Origin of the sequence: Actinocrispum sp. NPDC049592, from assembly GCF_040675465.1 — a bacterium.
Classification (GTDB): Bacteria; Actinomycetota; Actinomycetes; order Mycobacteriales; family Pseudonocardiaceae; genus Kibdelosporangium.
This window is the reverse complement of record NZ_JBFAPA010000018.1, coordinates 94,076-115,738: the sequence shown is the minus strand read 5'-3', so window position 1 is coordinate 115,738 and position 21,663 is coordinate 94,076. Positions and strand designations below refer to the sequence as shown.

Annotated in this window: 19 protein-coding genes; 7 read left to right on the top strand and 12 right to left on the bottom strand. The window is 69.3% G+C overall.

All coding sequences use genetic code 11. From position 1 onward, the window contains the following. From AB0J95_RS37000 to AB0J95_RS36950, 11 genes are all read right to left on the bottom strand, one after another. Positions 1 to 807 (bottom strand): ABC transporter permease, encoded by an 807-nt coding sequence (locus AB0J95_RS37000; protein ID WP_364768904.1) that lies wholly within the window; start codon positions 805 to 807, stop codon positions 1 to 3. Position 808: 1 nt separating this feature from the next. Further along, positions 809 to 1,618: an ABC transporter permease gene (locus AB0J95_RS36995; RefSeq protein ID WP_364768901.1), complete on the bottom strand. Its 810-nt coding sequence runs from the start codon at positions 1,616 to 1,618 to the stop codon at positions 809 to 811. Positions 1,619 to 1,853: 235 nt separating this feature from the next. Next, positions 1,854 to 2,783, bottom strand: a complete 930-nt coding sequence (locus AB0J95_RS36990) for an ABC transporter ATP-binding protein (protein ID WP_364768899.1) — start codon at positions 2,781 to 2,783, stop codon at positions 1,854 to 1,856. Positions 2,784 to 2,871: 88 nt separating this feature from the next. Next, positions 2,872 to 3,282 (bottom strand): nucleoside-diphosphate kinase, encoded by a 411-nt coding sequence (gene ndk, locus AB0J95_RS36985; RefSeq protein WP_033382635.1) that lies wholly within the window; start codon positions 3,280 to 3,282, stop codon positions 2,872 to 2,874. 44 nt (positions 3,283 to 3,326) lie between these two features. Next, entirely contained in the window at positions 3,327 to 4,868 is a 1,542-nt protein-coding gene (locus tag AB0J95_RS36980) for an alkaline phosphatase D family protein (protein ID WP_364768896.1), read from the bottom strand. Positions 4,869 to 4,930: 62 nt separating this feature from the next. Further along, positions 4,931 to 5,386: a DUF4233 domain-containing protein gene (locus AB0J95_RS36975; protein ID WP_364768893.1), complete on the bottom strand. Its 456-nt coding sequence runs from the start codon at positions 5,384 to 5,386 to the stop codon at positions 4,931 to 4,933. After that, positions 5,383 to 6,744, bottom strand: coding sequence for a folylpolyglutamate synthase/dihydrofolate synthase family protein (locus AB0J95_RS36970; RefSeq protein ID WP_364768891.1), 1,362 nt, complete (start codon positions 6,742 to 6,744; stop codon positions 5,383 to 5,385). Before AB0J95_RS36970 ends, AB0J95_RS36975 begins: the two co-directional genes overlap by 4 nt. 11 nt (positions 6,745 to 6,755) lie before the next feature. Further along, on the bottom strand, positions 6,756 to 7,859 hold the full coding sequence (locus AB0J95_RS36965) for a class I tRNA ligase family protein (RefSeq protein ID WP_364768888.1): 1,104 nt from the start codon (positions 7,857 to 7,859) through the stop codon (positions 6,756 to 6,758). Between the two features lie 43 nt (positions 7,860 to 7,902). After that, complete coding sequence (locus AB0J95_RS36960) at positions 7,903 to 8,634, bottom strand: FAD:protein FMN transferase (protein ID WP_364768885.1); 732 nt, start codon at positions 8,632 to 8,634, stop codon at positions 7,903 to 7,905. Next, positions 8,634 to 9,077 carry an FMN-binding protein gene (locus tag AB0J95_RS36955; RefSeq protein WP_364768882.1) on the bottom strand — a complete coding sequence of 148 codons (444 nt, stop codon included), beginning with the start codon at positions 9,075 to 9,077 and terminating at the stop codon, positions 8,634 to 8,636. The genes AB0J95_RS36960 and AB0J95_RS36955 overlap by 1 nt, the downstream gene beginning before the upstream one ends. Before the next feature lie 15 nt (positions 9,078 to 9,092). Continuing rightward, a complete protein-coding gene (locus AB0J95_RS36950; protein ID WP_364768879.1) occupies positions 9,093 to 10,424 on the bottom strand; it encodes a ferredoxin reductase family protein in 1,332 nt (443 codons plus the stop codon). Positions 10,425 to 10,535: 111 nt separating this feature from the next. Between AB0J95_RS36950 and AB0J95_RS36945 the strand changes: the two genes are divergently transcribed. Then, on the top strand, positions 10,536 to 11,234 hold the full coding sequence (locus AB0J95_RS36945; protein WP_364768876.1) for a response regulator transcription factor: 699 nt from the start codon (positions 10,536 to 10,538) through the stop codon (positions 11,232 to 11,234). Further along, positions 11,231 to 12,670 carry an ATP-binding protein gene (locus AB0J95_RS36940; RefSeq protein WP_364768873.1) on the top strand — a complete coding sequence of 480 codons (1,440 nt, stop codon included), beginning with the start codon at positions 11,231 to 11,233 and terminating at the stop codon, positions 12,668 to 12,670. Before AB0J95_RS36945 ends, AB0J95_RS36940 begins: the two co-directional genes overlap by 4 nt. A 110-nt stretch (positions 12,671 to 12,780) precedes the next feature. Here AB0J95_RS36940 and AB0J95_RS36935 read toward each other — a convergent pair whose 3' ends face one another. Then, complete coding sequence (locus AB0J95_RS36935; protein WP_364768871.1) at positions 12,781 to 15,462, bottom strand: valine--tRNA ligase; 2,682 nt, start codon at positions 15,460 to 15,462, stop codon at positions 12,781 to 12,783. Between the two features lie 188 nt (positions 15,463 to 15,650). Here AB0J95_RS36935 and AB0J95_RS36930 point away from each other — a divergent pair, with 188 nt between their 5' ends. The 5 genes from AB0J95_RS36930 (at position 15,651) to AB0J95_RS36910 (ending at position 21,656) form a co-directional block, all read left to right on the top strand. Further along, a complete protein-coding gene (locus AB0J95_RS36930; RefSeq protein ID WP_364768868.1) occupies positions 15,651 to 16,541 on the top strand; it encodes a hypothetical protein in 891 nt (296 codons plus the stop codon). A 108-nt stretch (positions 16,542 to 16,649) separates the two neighbouring features. Beyond that, positions 16,650 to 17,333 (top strand): ABC transporter ATP-binding protein, encoded by a 684-nt coding sequence (locus tag AB0J95_RS36925; RefSeq protein WP_364768865.1) that lies wholly within the window; start codon positions 16,650 to 16,652, stop codon positions 17,331 to 17,333. Continuing rightward, positions 17,333 to 19,720 carry an FtsX-like permease family protein gene (locus tag AB0J95_RS36920; protein ID WP_364768862.1) on the top strand — a complete coding sequence of 796 codons (2,388 nt, stop codon included), beginning with the start codon at positions 17,333 to 17,335 and terminating at the stop codon, positions 19,718 to 19,720. Before AB0J95_RS36925 ends, AB0J95_RS36920 begins: the two co-directional genes overlap by 1 nt. A gap of 32 nt (positions 19,721 to 19,752) precedes the next feature. Then, on the top strand, positions 19,753 to 20,331 hold the full coding sequence (locus tag AB0J95_RS36915; protein ID WP_364768859.1) for a TetR/AcrR family transcriptional regulator: 579 nt from the start codon (positions 19,753 to 19,755) through the stop codon (positions 20,329 to 20,331). Further along, positions 20,331 to 21,656, top strand: coding sequence for an FAD-dependent monooxygenase (locus AB0J95_RS36910; RefSeq protein ID WP_364768856.1), 1,326 nt, complete (start codon positions 20,331 to 20,333; stop codon positions 21,654 to 21,656). Before AB0J95_RS36915 ends, AB0J95_RS36910 begins: the two co-directional genes overlap by 1 nt. The last annotated feature ends 7 nt before the right edge of the window (positions 21,657 to 21,663 follow it).

Genomic DNA, 21,663 nt, shown 5'->3' with positions numbered 1-21,663 from the left:
CTAGCTGAGCAGGAGTCTGCCGAGGCGGCGACCGGCGACGGTCAGGCCGATGACGGCCATGACCACGAAGTACGCCACGTTGCCCAGCATCGACCAGTGCAGGACGCCCGCGGTCAGCCCGCGCATCAGCTCCACCGCCTGGTAGAGCGGCGAAACCTGGATGACCACGCGCAGCCCGGACGGGTAGACGTCCAGCGGGTAGAACGTCGCCGAGAACAGGAACAGCGGCATCAGCACCAGCTGCACCAGGTCGAAGTCCTGCCAGGACCGCATGAACGTCGTGCACGCCATCCCCACCGCGCCGAACCCCAGCGCCACCAGCAGCGCCGCGGGTAAGGCGAGGATCGCCCACGGCGACGCGACCAGCCCGAACGCGGCCGTGACGGTGAGGAACCCGGCCGCGTACAGGCCGCCCCGGATCAGTGCCCAGGAGATCTCGCCGATGGCCACGTCGAACGGGCCGAGCGGGGTGGCCAGCATGCCGTCGTAGAGCCGGGCGTACTTGAACTTGAAGAAGATGTTGAAGGTGGAGTCGTAGACCGCGCCGTTCATCGCCGAGGCGGCCAGCAGGGCCGGCGCGACGAACGCCGCGTAGCTGATTGGCTGCCCATCCGGGCCGGTGACCTGGGTGACCAGGCTGCCGAACCCGATGCCCATGGCGAACAGGTAGAAGATCGACTCGAAGAACCCGGAGAACACGCCCATCCAGGCGCGCCGGTTGACCAGCCAGGAGCGTTCCACCAGGGTGTGCGCCCGGCGCGCGTACGTGCCGGGCGGGACCACCCGCAGGACCAGACCGACGCTCACGTCATACCCCCAGCCTGCGGCGGAAGTTGCGGGCGGCGAACCAGGTGCCCACCGCGAACAGCGCCAGCAAGTACGCGAGATGCCCGATCGCGGGCAGGAAGTCGATGGTGCCGAACGCCACGCCCCGGCTCAGCTCGGTGCCGTGCCACAGCGGCGTGACCCACGCGATCGGGTGCACCCACACCGGGAGCTGGCTGAGCGGGAAGAACGTGCCCGCGACCAGCGTCATCGGCAGCACGATGAACCGGAAGACCATGTTGAACTGCTGGCCCTCGCTGTCGATCGTGGCCGAGTACGCGACCAGCGGCGCGGCGAAAGCCATCCCGGCGATCACCGAGAAGACCAGGGAGAACACCACGGCCGGGCCGGTGATCGCGCCGAACGCGGTGGCGATGAGCAGGAACGCGAGGCCGGAGAAGACCAGCCGGCAGGCGATCCACAGCAGCTGGCCGGCGGCGATCTGCCCGGCCGTGATCGGCGACGCGGCCATCCCCCAGTACACGCGGCTCCACCGGAACCCGGACAGCACCGGGAAGGTGGCCTCTCCGGCCGCGTTCTGCACAACCGAGCTGGCTAGCAGTGCGGGCGCGAGGTAGGCGGCGTAGTCGAGGCCGTCGGTGACTGTGGACGGTGGGATGCGGGAGCCGAGCCCGAACCCAAGCGCCACCAGGAAGAACACCGGGGCGAGCACGGTGGAGACCACTGTGGACCGCCAGTTGCGGCGGTACCAGATCCAGCAGGACTCGACGACCAGCGCGGCGGCTTGCCAGTTGGTCGGGGCGCGGCCGGTGCTGCGGGACGCGAGATCCATCAGCTCGCCACCTCCACCCTGATCGCGGACGCGCCGCCGATCACCCGCCCCCAGGTCGAAGCCCGGGCCTGGCCAGGCGGGAGCGCCACTCCTGGTGAGAGCGCTTCCATCGCACACGCCTTCACCCTCATCGGCGATTGGGGGAACCCCGGATTCCAGGCTAGTGGGGGTGGTGGAGGCGCGGCCAGATCTGTGGATCGCGCCTGTGGACAACTGGTGCCGCGAGTGGCGTTCATCAGTCCACCAGCGTTCGGCCGGTGAGGCGGAGGAAGACGTCCTCCAGGGTGGAGCGGCGGACGAGGCTCGAGAGGGGTTGTACGCCTCGGGTGTGCGCCGCTGTGAGGGACGCTTCTCCGTCGGTTGTGTACAGGAGGATGCGGTCCGGGAGGATTTCGATGCGGTCGGCGAGGTCTTCGACGAGGGGCGGTACGCCGTCCTGGAGGCCGGGGGCGAACCGCAGCTCCAGGACCTCCTTGGTGGAGTACCGGTCGATCAGCTCGCCGGGGCTGCCCTCGGCCACGATCTTGCCGCCGTCCATCACCACGAGGCGGTCGCACAGCTGCTCGGCCTCGTCCATGTAGTGGGTGGTGACGATCAGCGTCACGCCCTGCTGTTTGAGGCGGAACAGCCTGTCCCACAACAGGTGCCGGGCCTGCGGGTCGAGTCCTGTTGTCGGTTCGTCGAGCAGCAGGAGGTCCGGGTCGTTCACCAGTGACCGGGCGATCGTCAACCTGCGCTTCATGCCGCCGGACAACGGGTCCACCTCGTCGTCCGCGCGGTCGGTGAGCTGCGCGAAGTCCAGCAGCTCGGTGGCCTTCTCGCGCAGGTGCGCGCGGGACAGGCCGAAGTAGCGGCCGTAGACCTGGAGGTTCTGCCGGACGGTCAGCTCGTTGTCGAGGTTGTCCTGCTGCGGCACCACGCCCAGCCGCGCCCGGATCTTCGGGCCGTCGACCTCGGGGTCCATCCCCAGCACGCTCAGCTTGCCGCCGGTCCGCGGCGAGACGCACCCGATCATGCGCATCGTGGACGACTTGCCGGCCCCGTTCGGCCCGAGGAACCCGAACGACTCACCCCGGCGCACGTCCAGATCGATGCCGCCGACCGCCTCGAAGTCCCCGAACCTTTTGACGAGCCCCACAGCCCGGACGAGAGAATCTTCATCCACCCGGGCACCATAGCCAGGCGCCCCGACAAAACCGCAAATCTTTTAGCCGTGGGCGGACTCGCGCCCGCCCACGGCCGTCACAGCCGGCTCAGAGGTTGGGGAACCAGAGGTCGATCTCGCGCTTGGCCGAGTCGGCCGAGTCCGAGCCGTGCACGAGGTTGTACTGCACCTCGGTGCCGAAGTCGCCACGGATGCTGCCCGGCACCGCCTTCTCCACCGGGTCGGTGCCGCCGGCCAGCTGGCGGAACGCGGCGATCGCGCGCACACCCTCCACGACGATGGCCACGACCGGGCCGCCGGTGATGAACTCGACCAGCGAGCCGAAGAACGGCCGCTCGGCGTGCTCGGCGTAGTGCTGCTCGGCCAGCTCCTTGCTGACGTGCTTCAGCTCCAGCGCGACCAGGGACAGGCCCTTGCGCTCGATCCGGGAGATGACCTCGCCGACCAGTCCGCGGCTGACACCGTCGGGCTTGACCAGGACCAGGGTGCGCTCGCTCACTGGGTCCAGACTCCTTCGTGGAATATGTGCGGTTCGGCCGAAGCCTAACGGGCGCCTTCGGGCCGCAACTTCTTGGACCACAACGAGGCGCCGCGCCCGTCGCGCAGCCACACGGTCAGCTCTCCGCTGCGGCCGTCGATCGCGACCTCGCCGAAGTGCTGGTAGCCCACCAACGGTGAGGTGTTGGCGACCGGTGGGGCGTGCACGAACTCCGCGCTCGGCCCGAAGGTCGGGTCGAGCGTGTTCGGGCCGAACGCGCCCGCGTGCAGCGGCCCGGACACGAACTCCCAGAACGGGTCGAAGTCCTGGAACGCGGCCCGGTCCGGCGAGTAGTGGTGCGCGGCCGTGTAGTGCACGTCCGCGGTCAGCCACACGACGTTGCGAACGCGGCGCCGCTGCAACTCGCTCAGCACCCAAGCCAGCTCGTGCTCACGGCCACCAGGCGCACCCGGTAGGCCGTTCGCGACCGCCTCGATGTCCGTGCCGTCTGGCACCAACAGCCCCAGCGGCAGGTCCGCGGCGACGATCTTCCAGGTGGCGCGGCTCCTCGAGAGGCTGTCGACCAGCCACTTCGCCTGCTTGTCGCCGAGGATGTGGCCGATCCCATCCTTCGGCGCGGTGTTGGCGTCCTTGTACGTACGCATGTCCAGCACGAACAGGTCCAGCCGGCGGCCGAACGAGAAGCTCCGGTACACCCGGCCGTCCACCGCCCGCGCCGGATCGACCGGCTGGTACTCGTGGAACGCCTGGAACGCGCGCTTGGCCAGCACGTCGACGCGCTTCTCGGTGTACTGCGGCAGGTCCAGGATCTCGCCCGGGTACCAGTTGTTCAAGACTTCATGATCATCCCATTGGACGATGCTGGGCACCGACGCGAACAGCTGCCGGACGTTGGAGTCCATCAGGTTGTAGGCGAACTGGCCGCGGTACTCGTCCAGCGACTCGGCGACCTTGGACTTGGCCGCGGTCACGATGTTGTGCCACACCTGGCCGTCGGGCAGGGTCACGCTCTCGCTCAGCGGGCCGTCGGAGTACACCGTGTCGCCGCTGTGCAGGAAGAAGTCGGGCTTGCGGGCGGCCACCGCGGCGAACCCGACCATGCCGCCGATGTCCGGGTTGATCCCCCAGCCCTGGCCCGCGACGTCACCCGACCAGGCGAACCGGATGTCCTCGTTGCCGACCGGCGCGGTGCGGAAGTGCCCGGTCAGCGGCTCGCTCCTGGTCCGGCCGTCGAGGTCCTCGGCCTGCACGCGGTAGTAGACGTCCCGGCCGGGTGGCAGGCCGCGGACGCGCAGCTTGCCGGTGCCGTCGGTGGCCGGCGTGAGCACCGGGCCGGTGACGCAGCGCGAGTGCCGGAACGACGGGTCGGCCGAGACCTCGACGAGCATGCGCGAAGGCCGGTCGGCCTTGGTCCAGATCAGCGCGCCGTCGGTGGTCACGTCACCGGACTGGATGCCGTGGGTGAGCACCGGCCGGTCCCGCTTGAGCACGTCGGCGCCGGCCGGCAGGGCACCCGCGACGAGCAGGCCCGTCCCCAGCGCGCCGGCTCGCAGCAGAGTCCGTCTGTCCATGTGTGGTGGGGTCATGCGGGGTTCCTATCTCCGCAGAACGCACACCACAACAACGTCAGTGAACCAACGGATGAACGCTATTGCCGCTGGCTGGGCAGGCGTCCCTCGGCCAGCCGCTTCGCCACGTCGTGGCGCAGGTAGAGCAGGTACGCCCAGACCAGGCCGAAGATGATCCCCACCACACCCAGCTCGGTGATGGCGAAGATGCTCGCGATCAGCACCACCTGGATGGCGATCACCAGCCACGTGCTCCAGCTGTGCCTGAGCAGGCCGCAGGTGACGATCAGGGCCAGGATGACGCCGCCGGCCAGCAGGCCCTTCCAGGTGCCCAGGCCGCCCGCCGTGCGGTGCACGACCAGCAGGGACAGCCCGACGACGATCGCTTCCAGGATCAACGCCCCGGCCGCCACCCCGCGGAACCCCTTCATCGGGTCCGGTGCGGAGGCCGCTGGGGTCGCTTCGGTGTCGGGCGCGGTCACTTGGGCACGTTCCTCGTCGGGCTCGGGGGCGTTGTCTTCGGCGCGCTCGGTCATGCCGGGATCTTCCCGAACAGGGTCCGTGCCTCACCCGCGGTGACGACCGAGCCGGTGACCACCACTCCCCCGCCGGCCAGCGGCTCGGTCGGGTCGCCGACCTCCTCGGCGAGCCGCACGGCGGTCTCGATCGCGCTGTCCAGCCGCGGCTCGACGACCATCCGCTCGTCGCCGTAGATGTCCCGCGCGACGCTGGCCAGCTCGTCCACGTCCATCGCGCGCGGCGAGGTGTTGCGGGTCAGCACGATCTCGCCTGCCACCGGTTCGAGTGCCTCCAGGATGCCCTTGGCGTCCTTGTCCGCCATCATCCCGACCACCGCGATCAGCTTGCGGAACGCGAACTCCTCGCCCAGCGCGGCGGCGAGCGCGTTCGCCCCATGGGGGTTGTGCGCGGCGTCGATGAAAACGCTTGGCGCGGAACGCATCCGCTCCAGCCGTCCGGGTACGATCGCGGCCGAGAAGCCCTGCCGGACCGCCTCGACGTCCAGCTGCCGTTCCGCGCCCGCGCCGAAGAACGCCTCGACCGCGACCAAGGCGCGGACGGCGTTGTCGGCCTGGTGCTTTCCGTGCAGCGGCAGGAAAATGTCGTCGTAGACACCGCCGAGGCCCTGCAGCTTCAGCAGCTGCCCGCCGACGGCGACCTCACGTTCCAGCACGCCGAACTCCTGGCCCTGGCGGGCGACCGTGGCGTCCACTTCGGCCACTCGCTCCAGCAGGACCTGCATCACCTCGGGGCGTTGCTCACCGAGGATCGCGATCGAGTCCGGCTTGATGATCCCGGCCTTCTCCCGGGCGATCCCGGTCACATCCGGGCCCAGGTAGTCGGTGTGGTCGATGTCGACCGGCCCGATCACCGCGACTTCCGCGTCGACCACGTTCGTCGCGTCCCAGCCGCCGCCGAGACCGACCTCAACGACCGCGGCCTCCACCGGCGCTTCAGCGAACGCCGCGTACGCCATCCCGGCGAGTACCTCGAACTTGGTCATCCGCACGTCGCTGGCGGCGTCCACCATGGACACATACGGCTCGATGTCCCGGTAGGTCTGTACGTAGACCTCGGGGCTGATCGGGGCGCCGTCGAGTGCGATGCGCTCGGTCACCAGCTGCAGGTGCGGGCTGGTGAACCGGCCCACCCGCAGCCCGATCCGGGTCAGCAGCGCGTCGATCAGCCGCGTCGTGGAGGTCTTGCCGTTCGTGCCGGTCACGTGCAGCACCGGGTACGACCGGTGCGGGTTGCCCAGCACGTCCATCAGCGTGGTGATCCGGTCGAGCGACGGCCCGATCTTGGTCTCCGGCCACCGGGTGTCCAGCTCGGCCTCGACCTCGCGGAGAACCTGCAGCGCATCGGGGTCAGTCACGTCAACCGAGTCTAGTGTCCCGCCGTCAGGCCGGCCGCCGGGCGGGGGAACAGGGCGCGGGGCTGGGGGAGGTCGCCGGACAGGCCGAAGCACTGGTCGGCGATGCGCTGGGCGGCGGTGGGCATGAACGGGGTGAGCTGGTTGGCCAGCGAACGGCAGGTGGCGAGCAGTGCGGTCAGCACGGTGTCGAGGCCGTGGGTGGCGCTGGAGTTGCCGGACTGCTCGGCCTGGGCGAGGTCCCAGGGGCGGGAGTGGACGAGGTAGAGGTTCGCGGCCGTGACGATGTTCCAGACGGCGGTGGTCGCGCGGCGGAAGTCGGCGGCGGCGAGGGCGTCGTCAATGCGGGCGGCGGCGGACTCGCGGTCGGCGCGGAGGTCGTCGGTCTGAATGGCGGTCGGCGGACGACCGTGGCGGTAGCGGTGGACCATCACCGTGACGCGTTCGACGAGGGTGCCGAGGCCCTTGGTCAGTTCCTTGTGTGCTTGGGAGGGCGTGTATTTGGGACCGTTGGAGCGCAGCAGCCACCAACGGACCGCGTCGTCGCCGTACTGGTCGACAAGGTCACGCGGATCGGCAGTGCCCGGGTGCGGTGAGTGCACGTAGATGTGCGTCGGCACGGGCATTCCGGCGGACATCAGCATCGCGGGCCAGTGCACAGCGTGCTGGCGCAACGACTCCGCGCCGATGACGTGCACACGGTTCTCGTTGTTCGCCCACCAGCGTTGGTAGTGCGCGTCGCCGAGGCTCGTGAGGTAACCGACCGGGACCGAAGGCACCGGGATGTCGGCCATCTCCATGGCCAGGACCTCGTCGCGGTAACGGGCAGGCTCGATGCGGAGCCTGCCGCTGGTCACCAGCTCGCGGACCGCGCAGGCGTGCCGGGAGAGCAGGAACCGGCCGTCCGAGACGTCCGCGACCCGCAACGACGGCTCCGCCGGGCCCATGGACTCGTTGGAGGACAAGGCAAGCGTGCCCCGCAGCTCGGGCGCGGCCAGGAACCGGACCCGGGCGCCGCGCAGGCGTTGCTGCCGCGCGAGCACGTCGGCCTGCACCAGCTCAAGCGCATGGGTCAGCCCCGGTGCGTGGACGGTCGTGGTCACGTAGAACCGGGACATCTCCCGACCGTAGCAAGGAAACCGTGTGGTCAGTGCGTGTTTTTCACCTGATGACAGGGAGTTCAGGTGACCGGAACACGCGGTAGTCGCTGTCCACCGCGTAGACCTGGCAGCCCGGTTGCGCCGCCGCCCACGCCGGGCCTTCGGCGCCCATGGCGAACGCGGCGGTCGCGGTCGCATCGGCCGTGGTCAGGTCGGCGGCGTGGATCGTGATGCTGAGCAGGCCGTACGCGGGCAAGCCGGTGCGGCCGTCGATGATGTGCTGACCACGTTCGTACGCGGCCGAAGTAGCGACGGCACCATCGCGGACGGCCAGGACCGCGCTGATTTCATTGGCGTTGCCGGGATGCCGGAGGCCGATCCGCCAAGGCTGGCCGTCGGTCGGTTCGCCTGCGGTCACCACGTCACCGCCCGCGTTGAGGCAGAACCGCGAAAGCCCGCTGTCCCGCAACATCGCGGCCGCGCGCTGCACCGACCAGCCCTTCACCACCGCGCACGGGTCGAACGGGCGCCCGGGCAGGCGCGCCCGGAACGCGCCGCCGGAGTCCCGCTCGTACCGCGAACACAGGTCGAGCACCTCCCGGAGGTCGTCGCTGACCTCCGGGAGCTCGCCGCGGTCGTACCGGCAGACCTCGCTGGTCAGCCGGAACGGGCTGAACCGCAGGTCCACCTCGTGCAACCAGGCGAAGACACGGTCGGCGTCCTCTGGTTCGCCGTCGCGCAGGTCGACCGAGACCGGGAAACCCATGACCTGCTCGACGCGGGTGACGGCCATCAGGCGCCCTTCGCGTCGATCGCGGCCTGCAGCGACTTGACGTACGAGTCGCTGGTCTGGGTCGCGCCGGAGACGGTGTCCACCTGGGCGCTCTGCTCCCGCAGGGTCTCCTGGACCAGCAACGGCCCGGCCATCCGGGACGGCCCGGTGTCCGGCAGCCGCAGGAACCGCACACCGGTGATCTTGTCGCCGGTGAACGTCACCTGGACCTGGACTGTGCCGTGCGGGTTGCGCTCGGCGGAGCCCTGCACGGTCTTCGTCGTCTCAACCGGCGTGCTGGTCGTCCCGGATGAAGACGAGGACGACGTCGTTGGCGCGGGCGTCGAGGGGATCACGGTGGGCGGCGGCTGGGCGACGACATCGTCGGCGGCGCCCGGTTCGTACTGCCAGACGAAGTAGAACCCGATGGCACTCAACACAATGGCGGGGATGACCCGTCGCATGACTTGCTGTTCCTCTCAACTCGCCAGGCTGAAACGCTCGGCGTGGATCTGGTCCTTGGGCACGCCCAGTTCGCGCAGCCCCTTGAGCACGACGTTGGTCATCGGCGGCGGGCCGCAGACGAACACGTCGCGGTCCCACACGTCCCGGACCATCCCGGCCAGGCTCTTCGCGCCGAGCAGCGGCCCGTACTCGTCGTGGGCCGTGGGCGGCCCGGTGAGCAGGTGCAGCATCGCGCCGCGGGTGCGGGCGATGTCCGCGAGTTCTTGCAGCAGAACGGCATCGTCCCGCTTGTTCACCCGGTAGAGCACGACGACGTGCCCGCGGATGTCCTCCAGCAGCGCCCGGATCGGCGTCACGCCAACGCCTCCCGCGATCAGCAACGCGTTCGGCTTGGTCTGGTGCAAAGTGGTGAACGCGCCATACGGCCCCTCGGCGAACACCCGCGTGCCGGGCTTCAGCGACCGCAGGCTGGCGCTGCCGTCGCCGACAGCCTTTGCCGTGAGCCGCAACGTTTTCCCATCGGGCGCGGCCGACAGGGAGTAGGGGTTCGCCTGCCACCAGCGCCCCTTGGTCAGGAACCGCCAGAGGAAGAACTGCCCGGCCTTGGCGCCCAACCGGTCCAGGTCACGGCCGGTCATGTACACCGAGACCACGTTGTCCGACTCGGGCACGACCGCAGTCACCCGCAGCTGGTGCCGGAAGTTCCGCCACAGCGGCAAAACCACACGGCCCACAAGCACCGTACCCAGCGCGGCGCCCCACATCGCCCACCAGTAGACGCGGCCGAACGCACTGCTCACAAAGGACTGACCGGTCGCGATCTGATGGGTGAACGCCAAAACCACGGCGATGTACGTGTACAGGTGGATGAAATGCCAAGTCTCATAAGCCATCCGACGGCGGGCGTACTTCGCTGACACACCGCCAATGACCAGGATCAGCGCGAAGGCGACCAACGCACGCAGGATGCCGTCAGTGGTCTCTGCCAGGCTGACAACTTCCGTCACCGGATCTGTGTCAGACAAATTCGCGTAGCCGAAAGCGATGAACACCAAGTGCCCCACCAACAGCCACAGCAGGCCGAACCCGGTCCACCGGTGCAGGCTGGTCAGCCGGTCCATGCCGAGCCTGCGGTCCAGCCACGGCAGCCGTGCGACCAGCAGCAGCTGGAACGCCATCAGCAGGGCCGCGTACAGCCCGAACAGCCGGCCGATGGTGATCAACGGGTCCGCCGACGGGCCCGCGGCGGCGAACAACGCCGTCACGATGCCCAGGTTGGCTCCCATGAGGACATACAGGCCGGCCCGGGCCAGCGCCCTGGGGCGCGTCAGGTGCAGGGTCGTCATGCCGTCAAGACTCGCCGGAGTTCCTGTGCGGATCCTGTTCCCAACCTGTCGACTTGCTATGAGTGACCCGGTCACCTCGCCACGCGCGCGAGGGTGCCGCACCATGGAGGTGTGAACAAGAAGAGCCCGGTGCGCCTGCTCGTCGTCGACGACGAGCCGCACATCGCCGACCTGGTCGCGACGGTCGCCCGCTACGAGGGCTGGCACGCGGTCACCGCGGGGACCGGCGAGGACGCGCTCAAGGAGGCGGCCAGCTTCAGCCCGGACATCGTGGTGCTCGACCTGATGCTGCCGGACGTCGACGGGTTCACCGTGCTCGACGGGTTGCGGGCCAGCGGCGCGATGGTGCCGGTGGTGTTCCTCACCGCGAAGGACGGCACCGCGGACCGGATCGCCGGGCTCACCCGGGGCGGTGACGACTACCTGGTCAAGCCGTTCTCGGTGGAGGAGCTGATGGCGCGGCTGCGGGCGGTCCTGCGGCGCAGCACCGGCCCGTCGTGGAAGCGGTCGGTGCTGGAGGTCGCCGACCTGACCATGGACGAGGACACCCGCGAGGTGCGCCGCGGCGAGCAGCAGATCAACCTCACGCCGACCGAGTTCGAGCTGCTGCGCTACCTGATGCGCCGATCGCCGGCGGTGCTGACCAAGGCGCAGATCCTGGACCACGTGTGGGAGTACGACTTCGGCGGCCGGTCCAATGTGGTCGAACTGGTCGTGTCGCACCTGCGCCGGAAGATCGACGACGGTCACGAGCCACTGATCCACACCGTCCGCGGCGTTGGGTACGTCGTGCGGCGGGTCGCGGGGTGAAGCGCTGGCGGCAGACCAGGCTCGGCACCCGCCTGGCGCTCGCGCTGGGCGCGGTGTCGCTGGTGGTGTTCGGGATCGTGGGCACCGTGCTGGTGGTGAGCACACGGGGTTATCTGGAGCGGCAGTTCGACTCGCAGATCGCCAAGGTCGAGACCGACCAGGTGAACTACCTGAACAAGCCGAAGACCCCGGTCGCCTGGTACGCGGCGATCTTCACGCTCGAGGGCGGGCGTGCCACCAGCCGCCCGGACAGCCCCGCACCGCCTGGCGACCTGCGCCAGCTGGCCAGGGTCGCGGAGAACTCCGGCGGCAGGGACAACTACTTCGAGACCGTGTTCCTGCACGGCGACGGCCTCTACCGGGCGCGGGCGTGCGCGATCCCCGCCCGGCCCAACCAGGTGATGGTGACCGCCGCGCCGCTCGAGGACCTCAACGACACCGTTCGCTGGCTGGTGATCATCCTTGCCAGTACCTTCGGCGCCGCGTTGGTGGTGCTGGTGGTGGCCGGGCGACTGGTGCTGCGCAAAGGTCTGCGCCCGCTGAGTGACATGGCCACGACCGCGCATGACATCACCGCGCACGACCTGACCGACTCGTCGCGCCTGCCCGTCCGGGCCAAGGGCGCGGGCGGCGGGCCGGAGGTCGAGGAACTGCGGACCTCGTTCAACGTGATGCTCGACCACATCGACCAGTCGCTAGCCGCGCGGACCGCCGCCGAGCAACGGCTGCGCCGGTTCATCGCGGACGCGTCACACGAGCTGCGGACCCCGTTGACCTCGATCCGCGGCTATTCGGAGCTGTTCCGGTACGCGGCGGCCAACGAGCCCCAGGAGCGCGAGGCGCACCTGGCCAAGATCCGCGAGGAGACCGAGCGGATGAGCGTGCTGGTCGACGACCTGCTGCTGCTGGCCCGGCTGGACTCGGAGACCCCGCTGCGGCTGGAGCAGACCAACCTGGTCGAGGTCGCCTCGGCCGCCGCGCAGGCCTTCATCGCCGCGCATCCCGCGTACCCGCTGGAGTTCACCGGCCCGAGCCGGGTCATTGTGCAGGCCGACCCGATGCGCCTGCGCCAGGTGCTGGACAACCTGCTGACGAACATCGCCCGGCACACCCCGTCCGGCACGTCGGTGACCGTGACGGTGTCACCTGACGCGGTGATCACCGTGACGGACTCCGGTCCGGGTATCCCACCGGAACACCAGGCGCGGATCTTCGACCGGTTCTACCGCATCGACGACTCCCGCAGCCGGCACATCGGCGGCACCGGCCTCGGACTGTCCATTGTGCACTCGATCATCAGCGCGCACGGCGGCACGGTGAACCTGTCCAGCCAGCCCGGCCGCACGTCGTTCATCCTTACGCTGCCCCAGACAGCCACGCTCAGCGAGAACGGCCACCAGGAAACCCGTTCCACCGCAACCCGTAAGCACGACTAGAAGGCGCCCTTCCGGCCGCCGGGCGAACGTGGGACACGCACCGCGCGAACGTGGGACACGGGGGCGGCGACTGTGGGACACGCCGGGGTTCGGCGTGTCCCACAGCCGGGTCAGGCCGCTGGGAGGGCGGCTATGCGGGTGTTGATCCGGTCGATGTCGGCGAGGGCGACCTCGCGCCGGACCTTGATCTTGTCCACGACGTCGGCCGGGGCCTTCTCGGTGAACTTGGGGTTGTTCAGCTTGGCCTCGCACTGCGCCAGTTCCTTCTGCGCGTCGGCGAGGTCCTTGGTCAGGCGCTTGCGTTCCGCCTCGATGTCGATCGCGCCGGACAGGTCCAGCTCCACGATCACCGCCGAGCCGGGCAGCGACACCTCGAGGGCGGCGCTGGCGGCGAACCCGTCCTGCGGGGAGGTGAGCCGGGCCAGCGTGGCGACGGCGCCCTGGTGGGCGGCCAGGCCCGCGGTGTCCATTCCGGACAGCCGCGCGCTGACCTTCTGCCCCGGCTTGAGGCCCTGCTCGGAGCGGAACCGGCGGATCTCGGTGACCAGCTTCTGCAGGCCCTCGATCCGCTGCGCCGCACCGGCGTCCGCCGACGCGCCCGAGACGGCGGGCCACGCGGCGATCATGACCGACTCACCGCCGGTCACCGCGGTCCACAGCTCCTCGGTGACGAACGGGATCAGCGGGTGCAGCAGCCGCAGCAGGACGTCGAGCACGTGCCCGAGGACCGCCTGGGTCTCGGTGACCCTGCCCTCGGCGATCTGGACCTTGGCCAGCTCCAGGTACCAGTCGCAGAACTCGTCCCACGTGAAGTGGTACAGCGCGTCCGACAGCTTGGCGAACTGGAAGTCCTCGAACAGGGCGTCCACTTCGGACACCGTCTGGTCGAGCCGGTCCAGGATCCACTTGTCGGCGTCGGTCAGCGACTCCCGCGACGGCACCGGGATCGCCGTCGAGGCGCCGTTGGACAACGCGAACCGGGTGGCGTTCCACAGCTTGGTGCAGAAGTTCCGCGCGCCCTGCGCCCACTCCTCCGCCAGCGCCTGGTCGCTGCCCGGGTTGGCGCCGCGGGCCAGGGTGAACCGCAGCGCGTCGGCGCCGTAGCGCTCCATCCACTCCAGCGGGTCGATGACGTTGCCCTTGGACTTGGACATCTTCTTGCCCGAGGCGTCCCGGACCAGCCCGTGCAGGTACAGGTCGTCGAACGGCTGGACGCCGTCCATCGCGTACAGCCCGAACATCATCATCCGGGCGACCCAGAAGAACAGGATGTCGTAGCCGGTGCACAGCACGCTGGTCGGATAGAACTTCGCCAGGTCCGCGGTCCGCTCCGGCCAGCCCAGGGTCGAGATCGGCCACAGGCCCGAGGAGAACCAGGTGTCCAGGACGTCCGGGTCGCGGGTCCAGCCCTCGCCCGGCTCCGGGTCGTCCGGCCCGAGGCAGACGACCTCGCCGTCCGGCCCGTACCAGACCGGGATCCGGTGTCCCCACCACAACTGGCGCGAGATCGTCCAGTCGTGCATGTTGTCGACCCAGTCGAAGTAGCGCTTCTCCAGCTCCGGCGGGTGGATCTTGGTGCGGCCGTCGCGGACCGCGTCGCCCGCCGCCTTGGCCAGCGGCTCGACCTTGACCCACCACTGCAGCGACAGCCGCGGCTCGACGACCGTGTCGCACCGCGAGCAGTGCCCGACGGAGTGCTTGTACGGGCGGATCTCCTTGACGATCCGGCCCTGCTCGCGCAGCGCGGCCACCACCGCGGGCCGGGCCTCGAACCGGTCCAGCCCCTCGAACGGGCCCTTGGCGGTGATCACCGCGCGCTCGTTCATGATCGTGATGTTCGGCAGGCCGTGCCGCTGGCCGATCTCGAAGTCGTTCGGGTCGTGGGCGGGCGTGACCTTGACCGCGCCGGTGCCGAACTCGGGGTCGACGTGCGCGTCGGCCACGATCGGGATCCGCCGCCCGGTCAGCGGCAGCTCGATCTCCGTACCGACCAGGTGCCGGTAGCGCTCGTCGTCCGGGTGGACCGCGACGGCGGTGTCACCGAGCATCGTCTCGGCGCGCGTGGTCGCGACGACGATCGAGTTCTCCCCGTCGCCGTAACGGATGGAGACCAGCTCACCGTCGTCCTCGGAGTGGTCCACCTCGATGTCCGACAGCGCGGTGAGGCACCGCGGGCACCAGTTGATAATCCGCTCGGCGCGGTAGATCAGCCCGTCGTCGAACATCCGCTTGAAGACCGTCTGGACCGCACGGGACAGGCCGTCGTCCATGGTGAAGCGCTCACGGCTCCAGTCGACGCTGTCGCCGAGGCGCTTCATCTGGTCGAGGATCCGGCCGCCGTAGTCCTCCTTCCACTCCCAGACGCGCTCGACGAAACCCTCGCGGCCCAGGTCGTGGCGGGACAGCCCCTCCTTCTCGGCCAGCATCCGCTCGACCACGTTCTGGGTGGCGATGCCGGCGTGGTCCATGCCGGGCAGCCACAGCGCCTCGTAGCCCTGCATCCGCCGGCGGCGGATCATGGCGTCCATCAGCGTGTGGTCCAGGGCGTGGCCCATGTGCAGGCTGCCGGTGACGTTCGGCGGCGGCAGCACGATGGTGAACGGGGGCTTGTCCGAGGTGACGTCCGCGGTGAAGTAGCCCGCGTCTACCCAGCGCCGGTACAGCCGCCCCTCGACCTGCTCCGGCTGCCAGGCGGCCGGAAGTTCACTGGCGGGCGTGGGAATGGCTGTGTCTGTCACGACTGAAGAGTTTACGAACTTCGCCACGGCGACTTCACCCGCATTACCTGTCATGCGAACGGGTGACATACCCGGCCGGACCAACGCAGGGACCACGCATTGTGACTCAGCGCACTCGTGACACTACGCGTGACCACTGGTTTTACGGACCGTGGCCAGGATAGGCTCTGCCGGTCCGGTGTGGACTACGACACCACGGGGCTGCCGGGCACCCTGTACTCGCCGACCAGCGCGAGGGAGACATGCCCGGAGAAAACGACAGTGGTTCTGCCCCCGGCCCCTACATCAAGCGACACTTCGCGAAAGTCGCCATCATCGGTGCAGCCGTCGCGGTAGTCGCCGGCGTGGGCACCTTTGCCGCGCTCAGAGGGACCGCGGACCAGAGAACTGTCGAGGTCACCCAAGCCGCACCCGCCCAGGTGCACATCGACACCGCGCACCCGTTCGCCGGGACGCCCGCCGAGGGCTGGGCCGACGGCGAGTCCGGTGTCATCGCCCCCGCGGCCGCCGCGATCGGCAAGTTCACCAAGCAGCAGGTCACCGACGCGTACACGAAGGTGCGCCAGGCGGTGATCACCTCGCGGCTGGACCGCACGGTGCTGGAGAAGCACGACGTCGAGAAGTATCTGAAGCTGCTGGCCCGCGACTCGCAGAAGAACATGCGCCCGGTGTTCGGCAACGACCCGCACGAGGCCCATGCCTACGCCACCCGGCTGGCCACCGGTTACACGCTGTTGCCGGCGGCGCCGAAGGTGAGCGGGAAGATGTGGGCCGAGGTCGGCACCCGCCCGGGCGAGCTGGTCGTGCACACGAACTACGTGTTCGCGTATGCGTTCAACAGCGACAAGGCCGAGCAGCTGACCGACGTGATGGACATCGTCGCCGTCGACCGCTGGGACACCGACTACTCCGTACTGACCGGTCAGTACGCCGCGAGCAGCCTTGGCATCTGGCCGGTGCGCTCGCAGGGGTTCACGTACTCGATGGGCTGTGAGGCGTTACGCGAGGGCTACCTGGCGCCCGCGTTCAGCGAGCAGCACGCCAAGGCCGCCACCGAGTCCACCACCCGCGACCGGACCAGGTACTTCGACCCGGCGAGCACCCTGCCCGCGAACAGCACCTGTGACAGCTGAGTCATCCTCCAGGCGGATACCCGGGCGGTAGCTGGCGCTTGAGGTTGACGGCTCGAATCTGACTGCGGGCCGACGATTCTCCCACCGGTTTGCGGAACCGTTGCGGGCATGAACGAACCAGCAGTCGAAGCCGCCGGACTGTCCAAAGTATACGGATCCGGCGACGCGCGGGTGGTCGCGCTCGACGAGGTGACCGTCGAGTTCCCAAGGGGCCAGTTCACCGCGATCATGGGCCCGTCCGGCTCCGGCAAGTCGACCTTGATGCACTGCCTGGCCGGGCTGGACCGGCCGACCTCGGGCCAGGTCAGGCTGGGCGGCACGGAGCTCACCGGACTGGCGGACGCGAAGCTCACCGAGCTGCGCCGCGACCGGGCCGGGTTCGTGTTCCAGGCGTTCAACCTGCTGCCGACCCTCACCGCCTGGGAGAACATCGTGCTCCCCCTGGAGCTGGCCGGCCGACGCCCGGACCAGCGGTTCGCCGACGCGGTCATCGACGGGATCGGCCTGCGGCACCGCCTTGGCCACCGCCCCAGCCAGCTCTCCGGCGGCCAGCAGCAGCGAGTCGCGTGCGCCCGCGCGCTGATCACCAGGCCGGACGTGGTGTTCGCCGACGAACCCACCGGCGCGCTGGACTCCCAGTCCGCGGCGGACCTGCTCGGCTTCCTGCGCCGGAGTGTGGACGAGTTCGGCCAGACCGTGGTGATGGTGACGCACGAGCCGACCGCGGCCGCGTACGCCGACCGGGTGCTGCACTTCGCCGACGGCCGGATCGTGGAGCAGGTGATGGCCTGATGCTCCGCGCGATGCTGCGAGACCTGCGCGCCCACAAGGGCCGGATCGTGATGACCTTGGTCGCGATCGTGCTCGGGGTGACGTTCGTCGTCGCCACCTGGGTCGTCTCCGACTCCACGGCCGCGACCATCTCGGGCGCCGACGCCCGCACCGATGTCGGCGTCTGCGTCCAGACCAAGGACCGTGCACCCGCGCTGACCAGCCAGGATCGTGACTGGCTGGCCGCGATCCCGGGCGTCGGCCACGCGGCCGCCGTCACGTTCGGCAGCGCGGGACTGATCGGCGCCGACGGCAAACTCGTCAGCGGGCGCCCGGACACCGCTGGTACGAACTGGGACCCGACCGAGCGATTCGCCCTGGTCAGCGGCCATGCTCCCGCACCGGGCGAAGTGGCGTTGAGCGAACGTCAGACGTCGTTGAAGGCCGGTGACACCGCGCGGATCATCCTCGCCGACGGCAGGACGGACAACGCCGTCGTCGCAGGGATCTTCGCGTACCGGTCGCTGGGCGAACCCGAGCCCACGGTCGCGTTCGGCACGTCTGACTTCGAGATCGCCCGGGTCGATCTGATGGCGGAACCGGGCGCGGACCTCAATGCCATCGCGGCCACCGCCCGTGGCCACTTCGACAGCAACCTGCGCGAGGTCACGACCGGGCCGGAACTGGTCTCGCGGGTTCGGGCGCACGCGGAGGACGCCGCTCAGGACACACGGGAGACGTTGCTGGCGTTCGCGGCCGTGGCGTTGCTGGTCGGGATGTTCGTCATTGCCAACACGTTCGCCATGCTCGTCACCCAACGCACGCGTCAGCTGGCCCTGCTGCGGGCAGTTGGGGCGAGCAAGCGGCAGGTGCGGCGGGCGGTGCTCGTCGAGGCCGGGGTGCTGGGCGGGATCGGCGCCACCCTCGGTGTCGGCCTGGGCATCGGGCTCGGCCTGCTCGGGATGGAGGCCGCGCGACCGGAGGGCGTGTCCGTGCAGTATTCCGTTTCCCTCACGGCGATTCTCGTCGGCTACGGGGTCGGTGTGCTGGTCACGGTGATCGCCGCCTACGCCTCCGCCCGTCGCGCTGCGAAGGTTCCACCGATGGCCGCTCTCCGGACAAATACTGAAATCTCAAAACAGTCATTGGTCATCCGTTCGGTGTCGGGTGGTATCGCGTTGGTGATCGCGGTCATCGCGACGATCTCGACCTTGTCCAATGACCTGACGACCTCCGAACGCGTTGTGGGCCTGGGTGGCAGCTTCGTAGGCTGGCTGGGCGTGCTCCTGTTGGCTCCGCTGCTGACCGGTATCGCACTGAAACCGTTGGCACGCTTGCTGAGCAGGCGTGGTGGCCCGGCGACACGGCTGGGTATGCGCAACGCCATCCGTGATCCACGGCGGACCGCGGCGACCACGTCCGCGCTCATGGTCGGCCTGGCGTTGGTGTGCGCGTTCGCGACGCTCGGCGAGACCATGGTGTCCCTGTACAGCTCGTCGATCCGCGCGACCGTGCCTGAGAACGCGGTGATCCTCAAGTCCCCCACCAAGAACAGCCCGCTGGCGACCGACGTCCTCGGCAAAGTCCGTGCCATTCCCGGGGTGAAGGCGTCCGCGGACCGCTATGGGTTCGTGAAGGTCAACGGCCACAACACGACCATGTCCGCGATCGAACCCGACAGCGTGATCTCCCCGGATGTCCGCAATGGTGCGGTGGTCGGCGCGAACGAGGCGGCGTCGTTCGGGATCAAGGTCGGCGATGTGGTGAGCATCGAGATCGACCCGGTCACCACGATCCAGGTCCCCGTCGCGAGCCTGTACGAGGGAACCGAGGTCCAGCCGTTGTTCTACGTCGACTTCACGCTGATCCCGGAGAGGTACCGCGAGACCCGGGTGACCACGATCTACGCGCTCGGCTCGCGGAGCGCGATCGAGGAGGCCTTCGCCGACCGGCCGGACGTGCTGGTCACCGACCGGGAAGGGCTGATCGAGGACGCGACCAGCAGCCTGCGCCTGCTGCTGGCGGTGATGTACGCGCTGTTCGGGGCGGCCATCGTGATCGCGGCCTTCGGGGTGGTCAACACGCTGGCGTTGTCGGTCATCGAACGCACCCGCGAGATCGGCGTGCTGCGGGCGATCGGCGCGAGCCAGCGGCTGGTTCGCCGGTCGGTCCGCCTGGAGAGCGTCGTGATCTGCGGTTATGGCGGGCTGCTCGGGATCGTCGTCGGCATCGCGGTCGGCGCTGCGATGCAGCACGCGATGCTCGGCCAGGACCTGTGGCGGATCTCGGTGCCGTACCTGGTGATCGCGGTGTCGCTGGCCGGGATGGTGCTGGTCGGCGTGCTCGCGGCGATGTGGCCGGCCCGCCGGGCGGCCCGCACCGACGTGCTCGCGGCGATCGCCGCTTGACAAGCCGGAGTCGCGCAGTAAACATTTACTGCATGGACACCCGGGAGCGTCTGCTCCAGGCCGCGGCGCAGGAGTTCGCCCTGCACGGGCCGAAGGGCACCCGGATCCGGGAGATCGTGGCCCGCTCCGGGGTGAACGAGCGGATGATCTACCACCACTTCGGCAGCAAAGAGGGCCTCTACAAAGCGGTTCTGGAGCACGAGTTCACCGGTTCGACCGATGTCTGGGCGCAGACGCTCAAGCAGGCCGCCGGACTCGAGCCGTACGAGGGGCTGCAGCTGGCGTTCCGGGCCATGTTCGACCTGCTGCACGCGCGTCCGCTGCTGGTCGCGCTGGCCTCGCAGGAGGCGGTCGGCGGGTTCGGCGTCCGCCCGAAGGTGCCGACCGACGGCATCTCGGCCGAGCTGCGCGGGCTGCACGAACGCGGTGTGGCACAAGGGGTTTTCCGCGCGGACGTGGACTTCGTGGTGTTCTACGCGACCATGGTCAGCTCGCTGGTGGCGGTGCCGGGGATGGGGCGGCACTTCACCGGCCTGGCGGACCGGGACATGACACAGGTGCGCGACCAGGTGGTCGCGCTGGTGCTCGATGGGCTCACTGGGGAGAGATGATGGACGTTCTGATCGTCGGCGCCGGTCCGACCGGCTTGGCGCTCGCTGTCGACCTGGCCCGCCGGGGCGTGCCCGTGCGGATCGTGGACCGGGAGATCTTCGCCGGGTCCCGCGGGAAAGGCCTGCAGCTGCGCACTTTGGAGATCCTGGACGACCTCGGCGTGCTGGACGCGATCAACGCCGCGGGCCGGTCCACGGGTGGCCGCATCTACATGGGCGGCAAGGTCGTCCGGGAGACCCCGGCGGGCGCCAGCCTGATCATTCCACAGTGGAGCGTGAACGAGGCGCTGACGGATCGGTTGTCCTCGTTGGGAATCACCGTGGAGACCGCCGAGGTGACCTCGTTCGAGCAGGACGCCGGGGGCGTGACCGCACACACCGCGAGCGGCGAGGCCATCCGGGCCAAGTTCATGATCGGCTGCGACGGCGGGCGCAGCACGATCCGCAAGCAGCTGGGCGTGCCGTTCGACGGGGAGACCGAAGAGCAGCAGATGATGCATATCGGCGACTTCGAGGTCGAGGGCCTGACCAACGACGGCATGCACATGTGGATCGACCCGGACCGGGGGATGTTCGCGCTCACCCCGTTCAAGGCGACGAAAGTCTGGCAGTGCCAGGTGGCGCCCGTTCCAGGCGAACCGTCCCTGGAGACGTTCCAGCGCCTCTGCACGGAGTTCACCGGGCGCACCGACATCAAGCTGTCGAACCCGACGTGGATGTCGACTTATCGCGAGAACGTCCGGATGGTCAGCCGGTTCCGGGTCGGCCGCGTGTTCCTGGCCGGGGACGCCGCCCATGTGCATCCACCGGCCGGTGGACTCGGCATGAACACCGGCATCCAGGACGCCTACAACCTCGGCTGGAAGCTGGCCCGCACGCTCGACGGCACCGCGTCGCCCACCCTGCTGGACACCTACGAGCAGGAACGGCTGCCAGTGGCGGCATGGACGCTGCGGTCGAGCAGTCAGGCGATGACCGATATCAAGGACGCGATCACGAGCGGCACCGGCGCCATCGACAAGGGGATCAAGCCCGAACACCGGCAGCTCGGCATCGGCTACCCGGACAGCCCGCTGTCGAAGAACCTCGTCACCTGGGACGGCCCACAGGCGGGCGAACGGGCGCCGTGGCAGGACTTGGTCAAGGGCACGGGTTTCACGCTGCTCGCGTTCGGCTGCGCGGCACGGCCGATCCCCGGCGTGCAGACCCACGAGCTGCCGGGCGAGGAGAACGTCCTGGTGCTGGTCCGGCCGGACGGGTACATCGGGATGGTCGCCGCGCCGGACGACTGGAAGTCCGTCGTGGACTACGCCGGGCGCCCATAGAGTTGTT

Coding starts and splice junctions, on each gene's coding strand:
- AB0J95_RS36920 (WP_364768862.1), top strand. CDS start 17,333: ATGCTCCGCGCGATGCTGCGAGACCTGCGCGCCCACAAGGGCCGGATC.
- AB0J95_RS36955 (WP_364768882.1), bottom strand. CDS start 9,077: ATGCGACGGGTCATCCCCGCCATTGTGTTGAGTGCCATCGGGTTCTAC.
- AB0J95_RS36935 (WP_364768871.1), bottom strand. CDS start 15,462: ATGACAGGTAATGCGGGTGAAGTCGCCGTGGCGAAGTTCGTAAACTCT.
- AB0J95_RS36915 (WP_364768859.1), top strand. CDS start 19,753: ATGGACACCCGGGAGCGTCTGCTCCAGGCCGCGGCGCAGGAGTTCGCC.
- AB0J95_RS36995 (WP_364768901.1), bottom strand. CDS start 1,618: ATGGATCTCGCGTCCCGCAGCACCGGCCGCGCCCCGACCAACTGGCAA.
- AB0J95_RS36910 (WP_364768856.1), top strand. CDS start 20,331: ATGGACGTTCTGATCGTCGGCGCCGGTCCGACCGGCTTGGCGCTCGCT.
- AB0J95_RS36965 (WP_364768888.1), bottom strand. CDS start 7,859: ATGTCCCGGTTCTACGTGACCACGACCGTCCACGCACCGGGGCTGACC.
- AB0J95_RS36980 (WP_364768896.1), bottom strand. CDS start 4,868: ATGACCCCACCACACATGGACAGACGGACTCTGCTGCGAGCCGGCGCG.
- AB0J95_RS36960 (WP_364768885.1), bottom strand. CDS start 8,634: ATGGCCGTCACCCGCGTCGAGCAGGTCATGGGTTTCCCGGTCTCGGTC.
- AB0J95_RS36950 (WP_364768879.1), bottom strand. CDS start 10,424: ATGACGACCCTGCACCTGACGCGCCCCAGGGCGCTGGCCCGGGCCGGC.
- AB0J95_RS36930 (WP_364768868.1), top strand. CDS start 15,651: ATGCCCGGAGAAAACGACAGTGGTTCTGCCCCCGGCCCCTACATCAAG.
- AB0J95_RS36975 (WP_364768893.1), bottom strand. CDS start 5,386: ATGACCGAGCGCGCCGAAGACAACGCCCCCGAGCCCGACGAGGAACGT.
- AB0J95_RS36925 (WP_364768865.1), top strand. CDS start 16,650: ATGAACGAACCAGCAGTCGAAGCCGCCGGACTGTCCAAAGTATACGGA.